14 protein-coding genes are annotated in these 16,859 nt (G+C 34.3%); 6 read left to right on the top strand and 8 right to left on the bottom strand.

Annotated elements, in window-relative coordinates:
• The first annotated feature begins 31 nt into the window (after positions 1-31).
• From GQN54_RS07185 to GQN54_RS07175, 3 genes are read left to right on the top strand one after another with little or no spacing between them, the layout of a single operon-like run.
• Positions 32-721 carry a TIGR04283 family arsenosugar biosynthesis glycosyltransferase gene (locus tag GQN54_RS07185; RefSeq protein ID WP_160632856.1) on the top strand — a complete coding sequence of 230 codons (690 nt, stop codon included), beginning with the start codon at positions 32-34 and terminating at the stop codon, positions 719-721.
• A gap of 31 nt (positions 722-752) precedes the next feature.
• Positions 753-1,556 (top strand): SDR family oxidoreductase, encoded by an 804-nt coding sequence (locus GQN54_RS07180; protein ID WP_160632855.1) that lies wholly within the window; start codon positions 753-755, stop codon positions 1,554-1,556.
• Positions 1,557-1,567: 11 nt separating this feature from the next.
• A complete protein-coding gene (locus GQN54_RS07175; RefSeq protein ID WP_160632854.1) occupies positions 1,568-2,635 on the top strand; it encodes a VOC family protein in 1,068 nt (355 codons plus the stop codon).
• Here the strand turns inward: GQN54_RS07175 and GQN54_RS07170 are convergent.
• The 8 genes from GQN54_RS07170 to ung are packed head-to-tail and all read right to left on the bottom strand — an operon-like array spanning position 2,632 to position 12,135.
• Entirely contained in the window at positions 2,632-3,837 is a 1,206-nt protein-coding gene (locus GQN54_RS07170) for a 1-acyl-sn-glycerol-3-phosphate acyltransferase (protein ID WP_160632853.1), read from the bottom strand. The two genes, GQN54_RS07175 and GQN54_RS07170, sit on opposite strands and share 4 nt — an antisense overlap.
• Positions 3,838-3,867: 30 nt before the next feature.
• Positions 3,868-5,775 (bottom strand): glycosyltransferase family 39 protein, encoded by a 1,908-nt coding sequence (locus tag GQN54_RS07165; RefSeq protein ID WP_160632852.1) that lies wholly within the window; start codon positions 5,773-5,775, stop codon positions 3,868-3,870.
• On the bottom strand, positions 5,772-6,524 hold the full coding sequence (gene rlmB, locus GQN54_RS07160) for a 23S rRNA (guanosine(2251)-2'-O)-methyltransferase RlmB (RefSeq protein ID WP_160632851.1): 753 nt from the start codon (positions 6,522-6,524) through the stop codon (positions 5,772-5,774). Before rlmB ends, GQN54_RS07165 begins: the two co-directional genes overlap by 4 nt.
• 4 nt (positions 6,525-6,528) lie before the next feature.
• A complete protein-coding gene (locus GQN54_RS07155; protein WP_160632850.1) occupies positions 6,529-7,791 on the bottom strand; it encodes a GWxTD domain-containing protein in 1,263 nt (420 codons plus the stop codon).
• Positions 7,781-9,079 carry a DNA recombination protein RmuC gene (gene rmuC, locus GQN54_RS07150; RefSeq protein ID WP_160632849.1) on the bottom strand — a complete coding sequence of 433 codons (1,299 nt, stop codon included), beginning with the start codon at positions 9,077-9,079 and terminating at the stop codon, positions 7,781-7,783. Before rmuC ends, GQN54_RS07155 begins: the two co-directional genes overlap by 11 nt.
• A 10-nt stretch (positions 9,080-9,089) precedes the next feature.
• Positions 9,090-9,698 carry a L,D-transpeptidase gene (locus GQN54_RS07145; RefSeq protein ID WP_207554847.1) on the bottom strand — a complete coding sequence of 203 codons (609 nt, stop codon included), beginning with the start codon at positions 9,696-9,698 and terminating at the stop codon, positions 9,090-9,092.
• A 30-nt stretch (positions 9,699-9,728) separates the two neighbouring features.
• Complete coding sequence (locus tag GQN54_RS07140; protein WP_160632848.1) at positions 9,729-11,459, bottom strand: ShlB/FhaC/HecB family hemolysin secretion/activation protein; 1,731 nt, start codon at positions 11,457-11,459, stop codon at positions 9,729-9,731.
• Between the two features lie 13 nt (positions 11,460-11,472).
• The gene (ung, locus tag GQN54_RS07135) at positions 11,473-12,135 is read right to left on the bottom strand and encodes a uracil-DNA glycosylase (protein WP_160632847.1); all 663 of its coding nucleotides are present in this window, start codon (positions 12,133-12,135) and stop codon (positions 11,473-11,475) included.
• 233 nt (positions 12,136-12,368) lie between these two features.
• Between ung and ytxJ the strand changes: the two genes are divergently transcribed.
• The 3 genes from ytxJ (at position 12,369) to GQN54_RS07120 (ending at position 16,816) form a co-directional block, all read left to right on the top strand.
• A complete protein-coding gene (ytxJ, locus tag GQN54_RS07130) occupies positions 12,369-12,710 on the top strand; it encodes a bacillithiol system redox-active protein YtxJ (RefSeq protein ID WP_160632846.1) in 342 nt (113 codons plus the stop codon).
• 272 nt (positions 12,711-12,982) lie between these two features.
• Positions 12,983-13,741 (top strand): hypothetical protein, encoded by a 759-nt coding sequence (locus GQN54_RS07125; protein ID WP_160632845.1) that lies wholly within the window; start codon positions 12,983-12,985, stop codon positions 13,739-13,741.
• Positions 13,742-13,876: 135 nt separating this feature from the next.
• A complete protein-coding gene (locus tag GQN54_RS07120; protein ID WP_160632844.1) occupies positions 13,877-16,816 on the top strand; it encodes a T9SS type A sorting domain-containing protein in 2,940 nt (979 codons plus the stop codon).
• The last annotated feature ends 43 nt before the right edge of the window (positions 16,817-16,859 follow it).

Raw genomic sequence — 16,859 nt, 5'->3', positions numbered from 1 at the left:
GGTATGTATATGAATTGTAAATAGAATTGGAATGAAATTGAGTGTCATAATACCGACATTAAACGAGGGAGCGAGGATCGGAAATTTAGTGGAATACCTTTTTATGCATAGAGATGAAAGGTTACAAGAAGTTATTGTAGTTGATGGTGGTAGCACAGATGATACTGTTGCTCAGGCTAAGTTAAAGGGTGCCATTGTTAAAAAAATAATGAAATCTTCGAGAGCTATTCAAATGAATGAAGGGGTAAGTTGGGCATCTGGGGATGTGCTTTATTTTGTGCATGCAGATACTTTACCTCCTTCTTGCTATATAGAGGATATTGAGAACTCGATCAAGGAAGGGTTTCAATTCGGCTGTTATCAGAGTCGTTTTGATCAACCAAATTGGAGAATGAGAATGAATGCTTTTTTCACGAGGTTTAATTTTATCATGTGCAGAGGAGGAGACCAGTCACTTTTTGTAATGACTGATTTTTTTAAGAAAACCAAAGGGTATGATGAGTCTATGCAGATAATGGAAGAGTATGAATGGCTTCAGCGGGCTCAGAAAACAGGGAAATTAAAAATCATGTCAAACAGCTGTTTGATTTCAACAAGGAAATACGATAAAAACAGTTACTTTCGCGTCAATTTGATCAACTTTGTCGTATTTATGATGTTTTTTGCAGGAGTTTCTCAGGATAAGATGGTGGAAACTTATAAAAAATACCTTAGAAGTTGAATATAATCTACAAAACTATCAAATATTGCTCATGAGTCGTCAAACGTTTAGAAATAAATGGATATGGATTACGGGAGCTTCCTCCGGCATCGGAAGAGCGCTGACGTTGGAATTCGCCAAGAAGGGGAGCAATTTAATTATATCTTCTCGTAAGGAAAAGGAACTAAATGTTGTAGCCCATGAATGCGAACGTCATGGAGTTGAAGTGCTCGTGCAGGTATTAGATTTAGCAAATTCAGAAAGTATACAACACGCATTTCAAACGATAGAATCGAAGGCTATTGAAGTAGATGTTTTAATAAATAATGGAGGAATGAGCCAAAGAGGGTTAGTTCGTGATACAATTCTTCCTGTGCATCAACAATTGATGCAAGTAAATTATTTAGGTGCTGTAGAATTAACTGGATTAGTATTACCTGGGATGATTAAACGCCAAAAAGGACATATTGTGGGTGTTAGCAGTATAGTGGGTAAGTTTGGGTTTCCACTTCGTTCTTCATACTCTGCATCAAAGCATGCCTTAAAGGGATATTTGGAAACCCTTTATCTGGAGGAAAATAATAATGGAATAGACGTAAGTATTGTTTATCCGGGTAGAATTCAAACAGAAATATCCAAGCATGCTATAGATGGAAGTGGAAATTCTCATCAGAAAATGGATGAAGGATTACAAAACGGCATGGACGTATCTGACTGTGCAAAAAAAATTGTAAGGGGGTTAGAAAAAAAGCGAATAGAAATTTTTGTTGGAAAGAGAGAACTATTACTTTTAGCAATTCGACGGTATACCCCGTCAATTTTCTTTAAAATTGCAAAAAATATAAAACCAGTTTAATTCATATCATTTTGGAAGGAAAGAGTAAAATTATTAGCGGAATTCAGCAGATCGGAATTGGAGTACCAAATGTGCACCAAGCCTGGGCATGGTATCGCAAAAATTTTGGGATGGATGTGCCTATTTTTCAAGAAGAAGCGGAAGCAAAGTTGATGATCAATTATACTGGTAATGAAGTGCATAAACGAAACGCTGTGCTTGCAATAAATATGCAAGGTGGTGGTGGCTTTGAAATTTGGCAGTTTACTTCTCGCATGCCTGAACCAGCAAATTTTGAAATCAAATTTGGAGATCATGGAATTTATGCTGCAAAAATGAAAGTGGTTAATGTGGATGCCTTGCATAAGAGATATAAAAAAGATCAATTGGAGGTGCTCTCAGAAGTCATGAAAGATCCTGCAGGGAAGAAGCACTTTTTCGTAAAGGATTTATATGGAAATATTTTCCAGATGGAAGAAGCTGACGGTTGGTTTGATCGAAATAATTATGCAACAGGTGGTGCAAGTGGAGCTATAATTGGTGTTTCAAATATTGAAGACTCATTGAAGGTTTATCGAGATATTTTAGAATATGATGAAGTGGTTTATGATGAGACAGGTGTTTTTGAAGACTTTAATAGCCTAAGTGGTGGAGCAAGGAAGGCAAGAAGAATAAAGTTGAAGCATGCCTCTATGCGAAAAGGTAGTTTCAGTAAGTTGTTAGGACCGACTACTATAGAATTAGTTGAGTTGATTGACGAAAAGGGGGCTCAAATTTATAAAAATAGATTCTGGGGAGACCTAGGTTTTATTCACATTTGTTTTGATATTAAACATATGGATTCATTGAGAAATGAATGTGAAAGTAAAGGTTTTCCATTTACTGTAGATAGTCAGAACAGTTTTGATATGGGAGAAGCTGCAGGTCACTTTTCGTATATTGCTGATCCAGATGGTACACTTATTGAATTTGTGGAAACTCACAAAATTCCAATTATGAAAAAGATGGGTTGGTATTTGAACCTAAAAAATCGAAATCCTGAGAAAAGTTTACCAACGTGGATGATTAAAGCGTTGCGATTTAATCGAGTTAAAGATTAAATCACTTTATTCCTAATAGCTAATAATTGATTTCTTAAATCAATCACTTTATCTAGCTTTTCAGAAGAGTAAAATAGAGTAGCTTGTTTTATTAATCTGTAATGATCCCTCACAATTACATATCCCAACCCTGTCAGGATTAGTAGGCCGGAAACCATTATCAAGTTGAGGTTCAGTAGAGAGCCGAGCAGGTAACTTACTAATGGAAGGTAAACTAAATAGAGTATTACTGATAGGCATAATCTTACTGATGCGTAAAACTCAATCAATCGCACCTTTTTATCAGTTACCTTCTGTGCGATCACAAAAGGAATAGCATTTGGTAAAAATCCTACTACGTAGGTTAATCCGTATAGCAATTGAATGAGACCCAAAAATAAAAGATTTGGTTGTCCATATTCTATTGCCGCTTCAGAGATTTCTTCATTTTTGCTGTATTTATAGCTTTTTGCGATTTGGATAGTTTTTTCTAAATCCGCCAGTTCAGACCAATTTTGTTCTTCTTCAAGTCTTTTTGATTGATCGACGAGTTGGGTTCTAAATAGAGGGGCAATGATTTCATAGATCTTCTCTTTATCCGGCTCAACGATAATACTAGCTGCTTTTATGCCTTCAAATAGCTCACTATTGAATTGACGAATGGCTTTTACCTGAGAGGCTTCATATATTGCTTTATAATTTTTAAGCGCAATTGGTGGCTGAACACCTATAATTACTTCAGTTCGAAATTTAGAGGGATAAGTATAATTTAAACTCATTGGAATAATCTGCAGATCCAAAGAGAAGTTATTGTATGATTCGGCACCAAAAGCAATTCGAGCTGTTCCTTTTTTTAGCGGTCGCACTATTTTGTCGGTAATACTGATTCCTTCTGAGAAAATAAGTATAGATCCGCCTTTTTTCATAATCTCAAAACATTTAGCGAATGTGTCTTCGTTTTTATGAAGATTTTCACTTCCTTCTTGTAATCGATAAATTGGAATTAGATTCATTTTAGACAACAACCACATTTTAAAAGGAGTGTTAAATACATCTGAACGGGCTAAAAAGTAGAGTTTTCTTGGACTATAAGCACCAATGATAATGGCATCTAAAAACGAGTTTGGATGAGTGCAAGCAAAGATACTCGGCTGATTATTGGGGATATTTTCAAATCCGTTTCTAATGATTCGTTTGTAAAAAACGAACAACGAAAACCGCATCGTATATTTAAGGAAATAATAAAGCAAGGGCTATTTTTTTAGATAATATTTGCTGTCAGTATGTGCATAAAATGAGAGGTCGTCCAGCCAAAAAGTTTCTTTATTCTTGTTCCAAACATAAGCCTTTATTTTATCATTTGGCGCCATTGGTTGTTCTAAATAAATAGAAACTAATCCTACAGACCATTCACCTACATTATTGAATTCTTTTAATGAAATTCCTCTCCATAATTGATTACCTAATTCATTATCAACAGAAATTGCCAAGATGGGTTCTACAGGTTGATTGGATTTAAAGTGTACAAGAAATGTAATTACATTGGCTTCTTTAGGGTGAAAATTTTCAGATTCTATATCTTTAAGGGATACCGGATATTCTTGCTTTACATTGACTAAAAGAGCATGTTTGCTTGATCGAAATTCTGAAGAATCTAAGCTATTCGGATCGAAGTTCCAAAAGTTAGAAGGAGACTCAAACCCAATTTCATAATCCACTGTTTTAGGTTGTGGCTCTCCCTTAACAAAATGAATAACTTCATAATTATAATTGCCTTTTAAACGATGAATTTTTGGAAAATAATAACGGATGAGTTCCTTCAATTCGTAGTAGTTGTTTGCAGCAGACCAAGAGAAAATTAGATGTTCTTTTTTTTGTTTAGAGAAGTATTTACTTAACTCTCCTAAATCTTTTTCTGAGGTGACAGAAGTCTTTAGGAAGGTATGCCGGCAATCTAATTGATCTAAATAATACTTGTAATAATTTAAATGAGTAGTATTTATCAATAAGTCTGTTTTTTCATTCGGCAATTCTTGCGCCCAATTGTGAAGATGGTTAGCAGCACCTTTGAAATCACCAAAAGGGTGAAGATGATATTGCTCCCAAGTTTTGAACGATGTAAGTGTAGTCAACCCTATAAATACAATTAAAGTGATTCCATAGAGTCCCTTGAAAGTTTTGTCTTCGATGAATGAGAATATAAAGGCTAATAAAAAAGGGAAACTAAACAATAAAGTGGAATATTGAATTACTGGGTTGATTTTGGCGGAGTATAGATGTCCAATGATATATGGTAGAAAAATTAGAGCCAATAATATCCAATTGTTTTTATTGAACTTATTTTGAAATGATAGGATACCCGAGAGTATCATTGCCAGAAGAAAGACAATGATAACCCAATTGCTATTGAAGCAATAATACAAGTAGGTAAGAAAAAAGTCATTCTCAGGCTTTGGAAGCCAATTGCCCACTCCACCAACACTCAATTGTATTAGAAAAATTTTGATATAGGGTAAGAATGCTAATCCAACGATGGCATTTAAAATAAGGTATGTTTTTCTACGGTATTTTTTAATTAAAAAGAAACCTAGAACTCCAAGAATAAGAATGTTTAGCGTTAAGAAGTAATGAATGTATAGTGAACATATTCCGATAATAATATATAGAATATAAGTTTTTAGGTTATAGCGATTTAGAAATACTAGTTTTGTCCAATAATAGGTATATAAAAGCATGAAAAGTAGTCCTATACTATATGGTCTTGCTAACTGAGAGTATAAAATTGGATATTGCAATAAGCCGATTCCTGCGGCAACATATACAGCAGTGATATCAGAAAACCACATTCGGAATACCCTATAGCTTAACGGAATACAGACTATTCCCAAAATGATAAATGGAAGCCTAAGTAAGGTTTGGTTGGGTCCAATAATAGTGGTCCAATAGTATATAAAAAGTTGAACCAAAGGGGGATGTCCATCTGGTTGGGAGAGGTAGCTTTTTAATAAATCAAATACGGAGTCATATTTAGTGCGAAATATTGCACTAAGCTCATCATTGGTGAGGCTCCAATCGTCTAATTGATAAAATCTAAGAGCAATACCAATTAGCAGGATTGCCCATAGAAAAAATTGAACTCTTGATTTTTCATTTATTGTCATACATCTCTTTGACGCAAAGCTTCAAATATAATAATTCCTGCTGCTACAGATACATTCAGTGAACCAATCTCACCTTTCAATGGAATCTTCACACGTTGATCTGATAAGTTCAAAAGAGTGGAAGAGATGCCTACTTCTTCATTCCCTACAATTATAGCCATTGGTCCTTTTAGATTGGCCGTAGTCATCAATTGATCTGTTTTTTCTGTACAGCTTATTAATTGAATTCCTGAGTTCTTTAGGTTCTCGGCTAGAGCAGGAAGGCTTTTAACACGACAGACGGGAATTCGCATCAGTGCACCTGCTGAGGTTTTGACTGCATCTGCGGTTATTTCTGCTGAACCTTTAGCAGGAATTATTATAGCATGTACTCCTGCACATTCAGCTGACCGACATATTGCTCCAAAATTTCTCACATCATTTATTCGATCAGCGATCAGTAAGAATGGGTTTTCTCCTTTTTCGTAAATGCTGGCTAATAAATCATCAATATCATAAAATTCAATCGGAGATAAGTAAGCTATTACTCCCTGATGATTACCATCAATGTATTTTAATCGATTTTCAGGCACATTTTGACTAGGAATACCATATTGCTTGATGGTCTTCCTTAATTCGGTTAATAGTGGACCTCTTAAATCTTGTTGAACCAATACTTTTTCAACATCCTTGCCTGCTCTAATGGCTTCAATTACTGCCCGAATACCAAAAAATAGTTCGTTAGGTTTCTTCTTTTCGTTATCTCTCATGATATTAATATACTCGTCCTTGTCTCCAATTGTCAACGGCTCTATACCAGGCGCTTTTGAAGCTTTGACTCCGTTCTAAAATGTATGTATTTTTGGATAATGGGCTATTTAATCTTCTAAATTTAAAAGTTAATGATAGCATATTTGTTTCTTCTCCATATACCCAGTTTTCGTAATTGTATCCTTTGTATATTGTCGAGGGAGTGCCATAAATAAGATAGATTAAACCTCTATCAGTACGCCATCCATCTTGAACATCTGTAAAATATCGATTGGCACTTTCAACACGCTTGTAATATTCTCCCAAAATCTGTTTTGCTCTATTGAAATCGTTAGATATTGATAGCCAAAAGTTGTCAACCGCATCTTTTTTATCTACTGCTTCTTTTATTTTATCAAATTCTGTTTGGGTAGAGATATATCGGGTAGGCTCAATTAAATATTCAACTCTTTTTAATTGAGGGAATCCTTCATGCATGCATAAAATGCTGTACAACTGATTTAAACTATCACCATGAATAGTATATAGTCCTTTGCTGTTAAAACTATATGTCGTTGTGTCTTTTAAAAAGATGGATTGTATATAATCAGATGAATTAGGTAGAGCGTATGACAACCCTTTATCTGCAAATGGTGGAGGTGGTAAATCAAAAGGTTGGATGTATTGTTCTATTTTATATTCTCCATTTGATATCCATGGACTTTTTACAATTTTAACCTGTTGATTAGGATAAACGATACTATTTAGAATAGGAAGATTATTAGAGTCTATTAGCATAAAATTCCCCTCGTCTACTTGTTGATATTTTACAAAGGAGAAAAACTCTATGGTATTCAAATCTCGATTTACATCACGTATTCGTATTTCTAGGAAATACTTTTTATTGGCATCGACGGGGATAGTGAAATTTCCATACAGTGTTTTTTCAATTTTTTTGGAGACTGTATCTTTCATATAATATGTCGTGCTGTCTAAAATGGTAGAAAGGTCTGATTGCTCAAACAGCTTATACCTGATTTTTAAATTGGCCTCAGAAAGGGTATCTTTTTCAATTTTGCTGTATAGTATTTCTGAAGATTCTATTCCAAAGTAAAAGTTAGATTCTTTTTCATTTAAATGGAAAATTTTGAAATTGGGTCGTATTATGGCTGGGTCAGGGTCATACATATATGCAAAATTAACATTGGATGTATTCTGCGAGGAACTACAACTCCATGTAACAACAGCTAATAGAAGTAGAGAAAGTAGTTGATTGTTAGTCTTCATTGGTTTCTAAAAAGTTTTTGGGAATTTCTTTCGAAGGTTTTATTCCTAGCTTCTTTAGCTCTTGGGTTCGTTTGACTAAATTACCATTTCCTAAGCTAATTTTATTCATCAATTGATCATAGTTCGATTTAGATTGATCCATATTCCTTCCTAGCTTTTCTAAATCATCTAGAAAGCCTACAAATTTGTCATATAATTGGCCGGCTTTTTTGGCAATTTCCATTGCATTGTTATTCTGCTTTTCATATTTCCAAACAGAAGCAATAGTTCTAAGGGTGGCCAATAGTGTAGAGGGAGAAACAATAACAATTTTTTTGTCCCACGCATATTGAAATAATTCTTTGTCTTCTCGAATGGCAATGCCGAACGAACTTTCTATGGGAATGAATAGCATTACAAAATCAGGAGTATTTATATGGTTCAGATTTTGGTAGTGTTTTTCAGAAAGTTGTTTGATGTGTGTTTTTATAGAACCAATATGAGATTTTAACTCGTTAGCCTTTATTAGTATATCAGTTGAATTCGAAAAACGTTCGTAGGCTGTAAGTGAAACCTTCGAGTCGATGATCAAATGTTTGTTTTCCGGGAGTCTAATGATTATATCGGGTTGAAGGCGCCTTCCTTCCTCACTTTTACCACTAAATTGAGTGTCGTATTCTTCTCCTTTTTGAAGTCCTGAGTTCTCTAAAATTCTTTCTAAGACTAGTTCTCCCCAATTTCCTTGAGTTTTTGATTCACCCTTAAGTGCATTTGTTAAATTATTTGCTTCGTCCCTTAATGTTTCATTCAATAAAAGTAGCTGCTTTAACTCTTGTTTAAGTCCTGCTCTTTCCTTTGTATCATCTATATACTTCTTCTCAATGGATTCTTCAAAATTCTTAATTTTTGTTTGAAGAGGATTTAATATTTCAGCCAATTTTAAATGATGGGTCTCAGAAAATTCTTTAGTGTTTTTTGATAGAATTTTATTTGCTAGCAATTCAAATTCATTATGAAATCGAGTGCTTATTTTCTCTAATTCTTCTTTTTGTTTTTCTTGGTTGTTAGTGAGTTGTCGGTTTTGTTCATGCAAAGTGCTTTTGATGGTAATCAGTTCAATATTTTCATTTTTTAACTGATCTCGTTCTGATTTCAGTTCTTGGAATTGTTTGGATAATGATTTGTATTCCGTCTCTAATCGTAAATAGGCTTCACTTTTTTCAGCAATGGGCATTAGCTTTTTAACAATTAAAATGCCTAAAGCTATTCCCATAAAAACAGATATGATAGAGAATATAAAAACTTCCATCAGAATACGATTAGTAATTTAAGATTAAAACCGGGGTGTTAACTTGAACCAAGTCAAATAATTCTATGACTTCCTTGTTTTTCATTCTTACACAACCATGGCTAGCTGGCTTTCCAATTAACCCTTCTTCGGGAGTACCATGAATGTATATATACCTTTTATATGAGTCCACGTTACCTCCTTTGTTTATTCCTTCTTCCTGACCTTCTAACCACATGATTCTGCTTGTTACAAAGTCTTCATTAATATCTGTTTTGTCGGTATAGATTTCAGCTATTTCTCCATTAAAAACACGTTCTTTAAATATCGCATTTTTAGGAAGATTTTGGCCTATCATATGTTTGATTACATGCAGCCCTTCTGGGGTTTGCTGACTATGAATTTCTTGACCAATACCCTTTTTTGCCGTAGAAATGAGAAATACTTTTTCTACATTTCCATTTTTAATGTAGAAAAGTTTTTGACGTTTGATAGATACAAAGATATAAGAGTCAAAGGATTGTTGGTATTTAATGTTGATGTAATCATCAATAAAAGAAGCTATGCCACCCGCATTCAATGGAGAGCTGAAAACAAAAAATGCTAGAATTAAAATTATTATGTAATGTGTTGGTTTCAAATACTGAGTTTTTAAACAAATGTAATTGGATTAGAAAAAATTAACAAAACCGAAATGTATTTTAGAGGCTCTAAAGTCGATAGGATTGTCAAATTGTTTACCCACTGCATAATTAATCGAAAAAATTCCTGCTCCTGTTTGAAAGTTCATACCTACTCCAAATCCAATTGGCGTGTCATTAATAGTAGAATTAGTTTTTTCATAATATCCTCCATCAGAAAAAGCATATATACTTGAATTCTTGTCAAGAATAAAGCGATATTCTAGGGTTCCAATAATATAACTTGAGGCAAATATAGACTCTTCATCAAAGCCACGTATGGTTTTAATACCTCCAATTCGAAAAAGTTCGTTATCAAATAGAGCTTCATTGTATAAAAAAGCCATTTGGTTTCTTAATTTGATGACACTTCTTTTTGCTATTGGTATATAATAGCTAGCTTCTACTTTCCCTTGAAATAGATTGCTTTTTAAAGGAATGTCAGCGTAAACTGCCGGATTACTTTCTTGTAAGGAAACAATCGGTTGAATGTTTTTTTTCCCTGTCGACGTATTGATATTTAATTGATAACCTTTTTGAGGATTGTACCTATAATTTAATTTTTCTTTGTTGTATTCAATCCCATATAATACGGATTGGTAATCCGCATAAGGTGGTAAATCAAGTATTGGGGTAGAGGAGGTTGAAGTTGATCCCAATCGTCTAGAGGAGTTGTTTTTTAGGAAGACCTGTAAATAATCATATCCTTTGAAAACATATTGTAAACCAAGTTTAAAGGAGACGTCAAGAAACAAAGTGTCTCTTTTATATAGTTCAAAACCTGCGTCTATCCCGAAAGGTGTGTTGAATAAAAATGGATAATTCAAATGGATTTTTAAATTTTGGGTTTCTCCAATTAATTTTCTCCATTCTAAATCAAATGCTTCACCTTTTCCAATTGCATTTTTAAGGTTTAATTCGATATTCCCTGTGAGGTCTATTTTTCCTGTCTCTTCGTTAGTCAATACCCCAAGGATTCCATCAAACCTACTCGCGGGTTTCTTTTTTAAGTAAAGAATTACCTTTGATTGATCTTCAAAAAACTGTACTTCATACGGCTGGGTTTGACTCAAAAATGGGATTTCATCCAGTCGGTTACCTATATCATTGATTAAAGATTCATTGTATAGGCCTCCTGGCTTCAAGCCGATGTAATTGTATAAATATCGTTCACCAACCTTGGAATCACCATTAATAATAATGCTATCAATTTTGTATTCGGGGCCTTTCATGACATTTAGGTCCGCGATTAGTCCTTCTTCTTCTATTTCTTTAACAATAAGATTGACTTGTGCAAAGGGGTATCCATTGTTTTCATAATACTCAAGTAAGCCTTCCAGAAATAAGCTGGTTTCGTTGCCTCTGAATGGTCGGTTAAAATAAATATTTTCACGAAAGTTAACCTTACTTAATGCTTCATCACTAATGTTTCCTTTGCCTAATTGGCTCCAATTGAATTGGTCACCAACATAAAAGAAAACGATAGCATTGTCTTTGGTTCTAAAAATTATACTATCAATTGATGCTGTTAAGTAAGAATTTTCTCTGTATTGATCGATTAGTTGTTGGCTAATTTTTAGCACTCCAATAGAGTCTTTAGCAACTTTTGGAAGCTGTATGCGCTCATCAATATCGACAGTGCTTATAAATTGAATCGATACTTTCTGACCAATAGAGGTGGAAGAAAAAGCCAGAAAGAGGAAGAAAAAAAATTGTTTCAAATTATGGTTCAATTTAGGTTTGCCAATTTATGGGCTTTTTTCCCATTTTTTTCAAAATATTATTTGACTTTGAGAAATGCTTGCATCCGAAGAAACCACGATAAGATGATAGTGGTGAAGGATGAGGAGCCTCCAAAATGTAATGCACATCCGAATCGATTAAGTTTTTTTTCTTGATGGCCTTGCTCCCCCAAAGCAGAAAAATAATGCCCTTTCTATTTTCACTTATCTGTTTAATAATGGCATCGGTGAATTTTTCCCAACCTTTGTTTTTATGCGCATCTGCTTTTCCCTCTTCAACAGTTAAGACGGTATTTAATAATAATACCCCTTGTTTAGCCCAACTTAAAAGGTCTGATTTGTAATTAATAACCCCAACATCCATTTTGAGCTCTTGAAAAATGTTTTTTAAACTCGGAGGTAATGGTACGTCATTTTCCACACTAAATGCTAGTCCATTTGCTTGATTCTTCTGATGGTATGGGTCCTGACCAATGATTACTACTTTTATTTCATCTGGAGGAGTATTATCTAAAGCTGCAAAAATTTTTTCTCTTGGGGGATAAATAGTTTTGTTAGAGTATTCTTGTTCTAAAAATTGACTTAATGATAAGTAGTATTCTTTTTCAAATTCCACATTAAGCCATTTTTTCCACTCTTTTTCTTTTAGCCGCATAAAAATCCAATTGTGTTGTTAAGTATGTTTATAAAATAACAAATAATTAATATTGTTAGTATCCAAATTCATACATTTGTAAAATAATTTGCAAATATTTCAAATATGAAAAAGTTAGCTTTAGTATTTTCTTTTATTGTTTTAGCGGTAGTTTTATTTTCATGTAAGTCATCTCATAAATGTGCTGCCTACAGTAAAGTTGAGATTTCTAAATCAAATTCGCCATCCTAATAATGGACTGGACTGTAATAGACTCTCCTGAAGCCATAACTTCGATCAAAAATGATACTTCTGGGAATCTATTCTTAATCTTTAAGCACAGTACTAGGTGTTCCATCAGTTCGATGGCTAAAAGTAGACTAGAAAGAAATTGGCTTTCTGAAATTCCTATTAGTCAGATTTTTTATCTAGATTTAATTCAGCACCGTTCCATTTCAAATCAAATAGCTGAAGAGTTTTCAGTAGTCCATGAAAGCCCACAAATTATAGTAGTTAAAAATGGAGAGGCAGTTTATACTGCATCACATAATTCAATATCTCCGCAAACTATCTTAAATGAACTGGTTTTGAAATAAACTTCAAGTTTGAAATTCTCTTTTTCGTATCTTTCTTACAATCCATAAAAGCCTTCTTTTTTTTAATAATTGCGCGCCTTTTATGTGGTGACTGATTAAGTTAAAATAATCAACGGAGATTTAATTTTAATAGTGTTTTGCAATTAAGCAAACTGAGCTAATGATTATTTGTTATTAAAAGTAGTATACCAGATAGAAGTCAGAGGGTGTTTTGGCTATTATGCGTGCTGCTCAGGAAATTATTCATTTAATTGTTATTTTTGTTCTGAATTATGAAAAAAGCCATCATTATTTTTTTTATTCTAATCAACCTAGATACACTACTAGCCCAAGAAACTATTTTTGAGGAGACGGTTGTTAAGTATAATACTGAAATTGCAGGTGGGGTAATTATTCATACAAATGGTTTTGGAGCTAATTTTAGATATGGTAAATTTTTAACGGGTTTTACACAGAGGCTTTATCAAGTAGATTTTGTGAGTTGGAAAAATCACAGAGAGGTAAAAGTTTACCATTATTATTATGAGGATGCAAAAGGATACGTGTTTGGCAAATTAAATAATTTAGCATTCCTGCGTCCATCCATTGGCTATCATAAGTCTTTGTATTCTAAGCAAAGCCTTAGTGGTGTATCAATAAATTATACCGCATTGGTTGGTCCTACCATAGCCTTTTTAAAACCTGTATATTTAATATTAGGAATTAATTCCGGGAATAGAGGTGGAAGTGTTCCTTATGATGATTTTTCAACCGAAAGAGCTACAAAAGAAATCTATGATCAAAGTAATATATATGGTAGAGCCTCCTTTTTGCAAGGAATTGATAAATTGAAGTTGGAGCCAGGTATACATGCTAAATTGGGTTTAAACTTCGAGTATGCCAATGATAAGGATGTTTTGAAAGCCATTGAGGTGGGATTGGCGGCTGATGTCTTTGCAAGAAAAATTCCTATTATGGCTTACTCAGAGAATCAACAATTTTTTCTGAGTCTTTCCATCAATTTGCTATATGGTGTTAAGAAAAATGAGTGAACAAAGCAGCGTTTTACTTGTTTTAACTGTCTAAAATTTTAAAGAGTAAAATAGTTCAAAGAATAGGAAGTTTATTTTAAATTTACTTATCTTGTGGCTGTTTTCTGTAGTTTTTATTTAAAAAGAATTAATAATATGAAAGTCAAAAAGTTTACCATTGGATTAGTAGCACTTGGAGGTATCGTTTTCGGTACCAATCTAATGTTATCTAATCAAGACCAGGCTTATTTTCCTAAAAATACGACGCTTTCTTCTTCTGCTCCACTAGCAAAAGGTATGGCAGAGTATTACAAAATGCTTAGAGCTGACGTTGAAACGGGTGAGATTCCTGTATCAGAGGTTTTAAAAATAAGAAAAGAGCTAGAAGCCAATTATTCTGCAAAGGTTGCGAATATTAGCTGGCAAGAGATGGGCCCTGATAACGTTGGAGGTAGAACTAGAGCTTTAATCGTTGATAATCAAAATCCAAATAGATATATTGCAGGAGCTGTTTCAGGCGGTTTATGGATTTCTGAGAATAGAGGCGTTTCATGGAAGTCATATAATAATGCTTTAGATAATATGGCTATTGCAGATTTAGCTCAAGCACCTGATGGGACTATTTATTTCGGAACAGGTCCTTTGTTCGATGGTACTGGAAATTCTAAAGGGTTGGGTTCTGAAATGATTGGTGAAGGTGTTTTTAAAATGACTGGCAATGGGCAGGTAGTTCAATTGGCAGGTCCTTTAGCTTCCAACAGTAGAGGGATTAGGTGGTCAGGTGTGAATCATTTGGCTGTTGATCCAAATAATTCAAATCGAATTTATGTCGCTCAAGTGGATGGATTAATGATGTCTGATGACGCAGGGGCTACATGGAAAGAGGCTATTCCTTCTGTAACAAGAACTTGTCAGGATGTTGATGTTGCATCAAACGGTAAAGTTATAGCAGCATTTGGACCGGATATTTATTTATCTCCTAATGGAGATGTAGGAACATTTGTAAACTCTCCACTACCTATCCAATCATCAAGAACTGAAATTGCTGTGGCGCCATCAGATCCAAATGTAATTTATGCGTCTGCAACAATAAGTAGGCTTTCAGGTATATTAAAATCAATAGATGGAGGTTTGAATTGGACAGTAATCGGGCCTGGAGGAACTTCATCTTTTGATCCGTTTTGTAGCTCTCAGCAATGTCAAGGTGGATACGACAATGCTATTGCTGTATCAACTACTGACCCTGGTCACATTTTAGTTGGAGGTGTAACTTTATGGGAGTGGAAACAGTCCGCAAATGATGCGTTTACTGGTTCATGGGCTCAAGTTGCTTATAACTTTGGTTCTGTAGGAAATCCTTTTTATGTACATTCTGATATTCATAGGATTCTTTTTACAAGTGGAACAGAAGCTTTAGTGGGTACCGATGGGGGTATTTACAGATCTTCAAATTTAACCGCCAATGTGCCTCAGTTTACTTCTTTGAATAGAGGTTATAATGTAACTCAGTTTTATGATATTGGAGTAGGACCAACAGGTAAAGTTCTAGGTGGAACTCAAGATAACGGTTCAATAATGGTTGGCTTCAATCTTAATGAAGGTAAATCAGGGATTGAAATTAGAGGAGGAGATGGATTCGATAGTGAATTGTCTGCGCTAGTTCCTGAGGTTGGCTTTGCGTCTCTATATTATGGAAAGGTTTTAAAAATGACAGGTCTTGCAGATAATGTGACAGACCTTAATGTGAATGGAGGAAACTTTTATAATACTGATTTGTCAGGTAGATGTTCTCCAACAATTGGTACTGCCGGTTGTGGTCCTTTCTATACCTCATTTAAATTATGGGAAACTTTTAATGATGTTAATTCGAGAGACACTTTAGATCTTACTGTAACAACTGATAAAGTATATAAATACGGAGATACAATTTTATTGCCAAGTCAAACAAGAGGTAGATTGATTAAACATGCTGTAGAAAAAGTAGCAGATACAATTGTAGATAGTTTGCCTCCTGGAATTCAGGTAACTTTTAATGGTATTGTAGATCGCTACCAATCAATGGCTATTCTTGCTAACGCGGCAGTATCAGGAAGCTCTTCAAGTTTGCACATTACAAGAGACGCATTGAAGAGCATTGCTAGTACAGAGATTTTATGGTACAGAATTGCAGGGCCAACTTCAAAGCCTGACGCATTTGACGGGACTATAATATCAATGGCAGTTTCAAGAGATGGAGATATAATTTATGCTGGTACATCAGCAGGAGATTTATACAGAGTGTCTGGTTTGAATGCAGCATGGTCTGCAAAGAATTATGCTTTTGGAAATACGGCAGATTTAATAAAGTGTAAAAGGTTTGGTCGATTTTCTGGAAGAGCTGTAACAGGAATCGCTGTTGATCCAAATAATGCAGATAATGTAATAGTTACATGCGGTAATTATGGTAATCAAGCCTATGTTTTCAGAACAACTTTTGCTACTACTGCAGGAGATCCCGCAACTTCTTTTGAATCAATTCAAGGTGCAGGACTGAATAAATTCCCAGTTTATTCTGCTGTGATTGATAAAGTAAATAATAATAATGTTGTTATTGGAACTGAATTCGGTGTTTACGCCACAGAAAATGCTTTCACAAGCAATGCAAGCGATGTTGTTTGGACAGAAGAAAATAGTGGATTGGCTAGAGTTCCTGTTTATGAAGTACAACAACAAATTTTCGGATATCAATATGCGTCTAATTCAGGAATGATTTATGCAGGTAGCCACGGTAGAGGTATCTTTAAATCGGATAAATTTGTAAGTGTAAGGAATATAGGAGAAACTTCTAATATTACTTTTGAGTCTAAAGTGAAGATGTATCCAAATCCTGTTGTTTCAACATCTACAATAGAATTTGTTACGGGGAAATCTGAAAATATTACATTGACAATTTATGATTTGTCTGGTCGTGTGATTCAGACAAAGCAACTAGGTAATATGCCAAAAGGTACTCAGAAAGTACTTCTACAGCTTGATAACTTAAGTAATGGTTCTTACTTCTTGTCATTAAGAAGTGCATCGGAAACCAAAACAGCTAAATTTATTGTAGCTAAATAGTCAGATTGACATTTTTAAAGCGGGACATTTTGTTCCGCTTTTT

This window comes from Acidiluteibacter ferrifornacis (assembly GCF_009909615.1).
In the GTDB taxonomy this organism is placed as follows: domain Bacteria; phylum Bacteroidota; class Bacteroidia; order Flavobacteriales_E; family Vicingaceae; genus Acidiluteibacter; species Acidiluteibacter ferrifornacis.
Note: the sequence above shows the minus strand (reverse complement) of the source record. Positions and strands in the feature narration are given on the sequence as shown.

Bases quoted from the DNA above. Each gene is read 5' to 3' on its own strand.
- ytxJ (WP_160632846.1), top strand. From the start codon at position 12,369: ATGGACTGGACTGTAATAGACTCTCCTGAAGCCATAACTTCGATCAAA.
- GQN54_RS07120 (WP_160632844.1), top strand. From the start codon at position 13,877: ATGAAAGTCAAAAAGTTTACCATTGGATTAGTAGCACTTGGAGGTATC.
- rmuC (WP_160632849.1), bottom strand. From the start codon at position 9,079: ATGGAAGTTTTTATATTCTCTATCATATCTGTTTTTATGGGAATAGCT.
- GQN54_RS07155 (WP_160632850.1), bottom strand. From the start codon at position 7,791: ATGAAGACTAACAATCAACTACTTTCTCTACTTCTATTAGCTGTTGTT.
- rlmB (WP_160632851.1), bottom strand. From the start codon at position 6,524: ATGAGAGATAACGAAAAGAAGAAACCTAACGAACTATTTTTTGGTATT.
- GQN54_RS07170 (WP_160632853.1), bottom strand. From the start codon at position 3,837: ATGCGGTTTTCGTTGTTCGTTTTTTACAAACGAATCATTAGAAACGGA.
- GQN54_RS07180 (WP_160632855.1), top strand. From the start codon at position 753: ATGAGTCGTCAAACGTTTAGAAATAAATGGATATGGATTACGGGAGCT.
- GQN54_RS07185 (WP_160632856.1), top strand. From the start codon at position 32: ATGAAATTGAGTGTCATAATACCGACATTAAACGAGGGAGCGAGGATC.
- GQN54_RS07125 (WP_160632845.1), top strand. From the start codon at position 12,983: ATGAAAAAAGCCATCATTATTTTTTTTATTCTAATCAACCTAGATACA.
- GQN54_RS07165 (WP_160632852.1), bottom strand. From the start codon at position 5,775: ATGACAATAAATGAAAAATCAAGAGTTCAATTTTTTCTATGGGCAATC.
- ung (WP_160632847.1), bottom strand. From the start codon at position 12,135: ATGCGGCTAAAAGAAAAAGAGTGGAAAAAATGGCTTAATGTGGAATTT.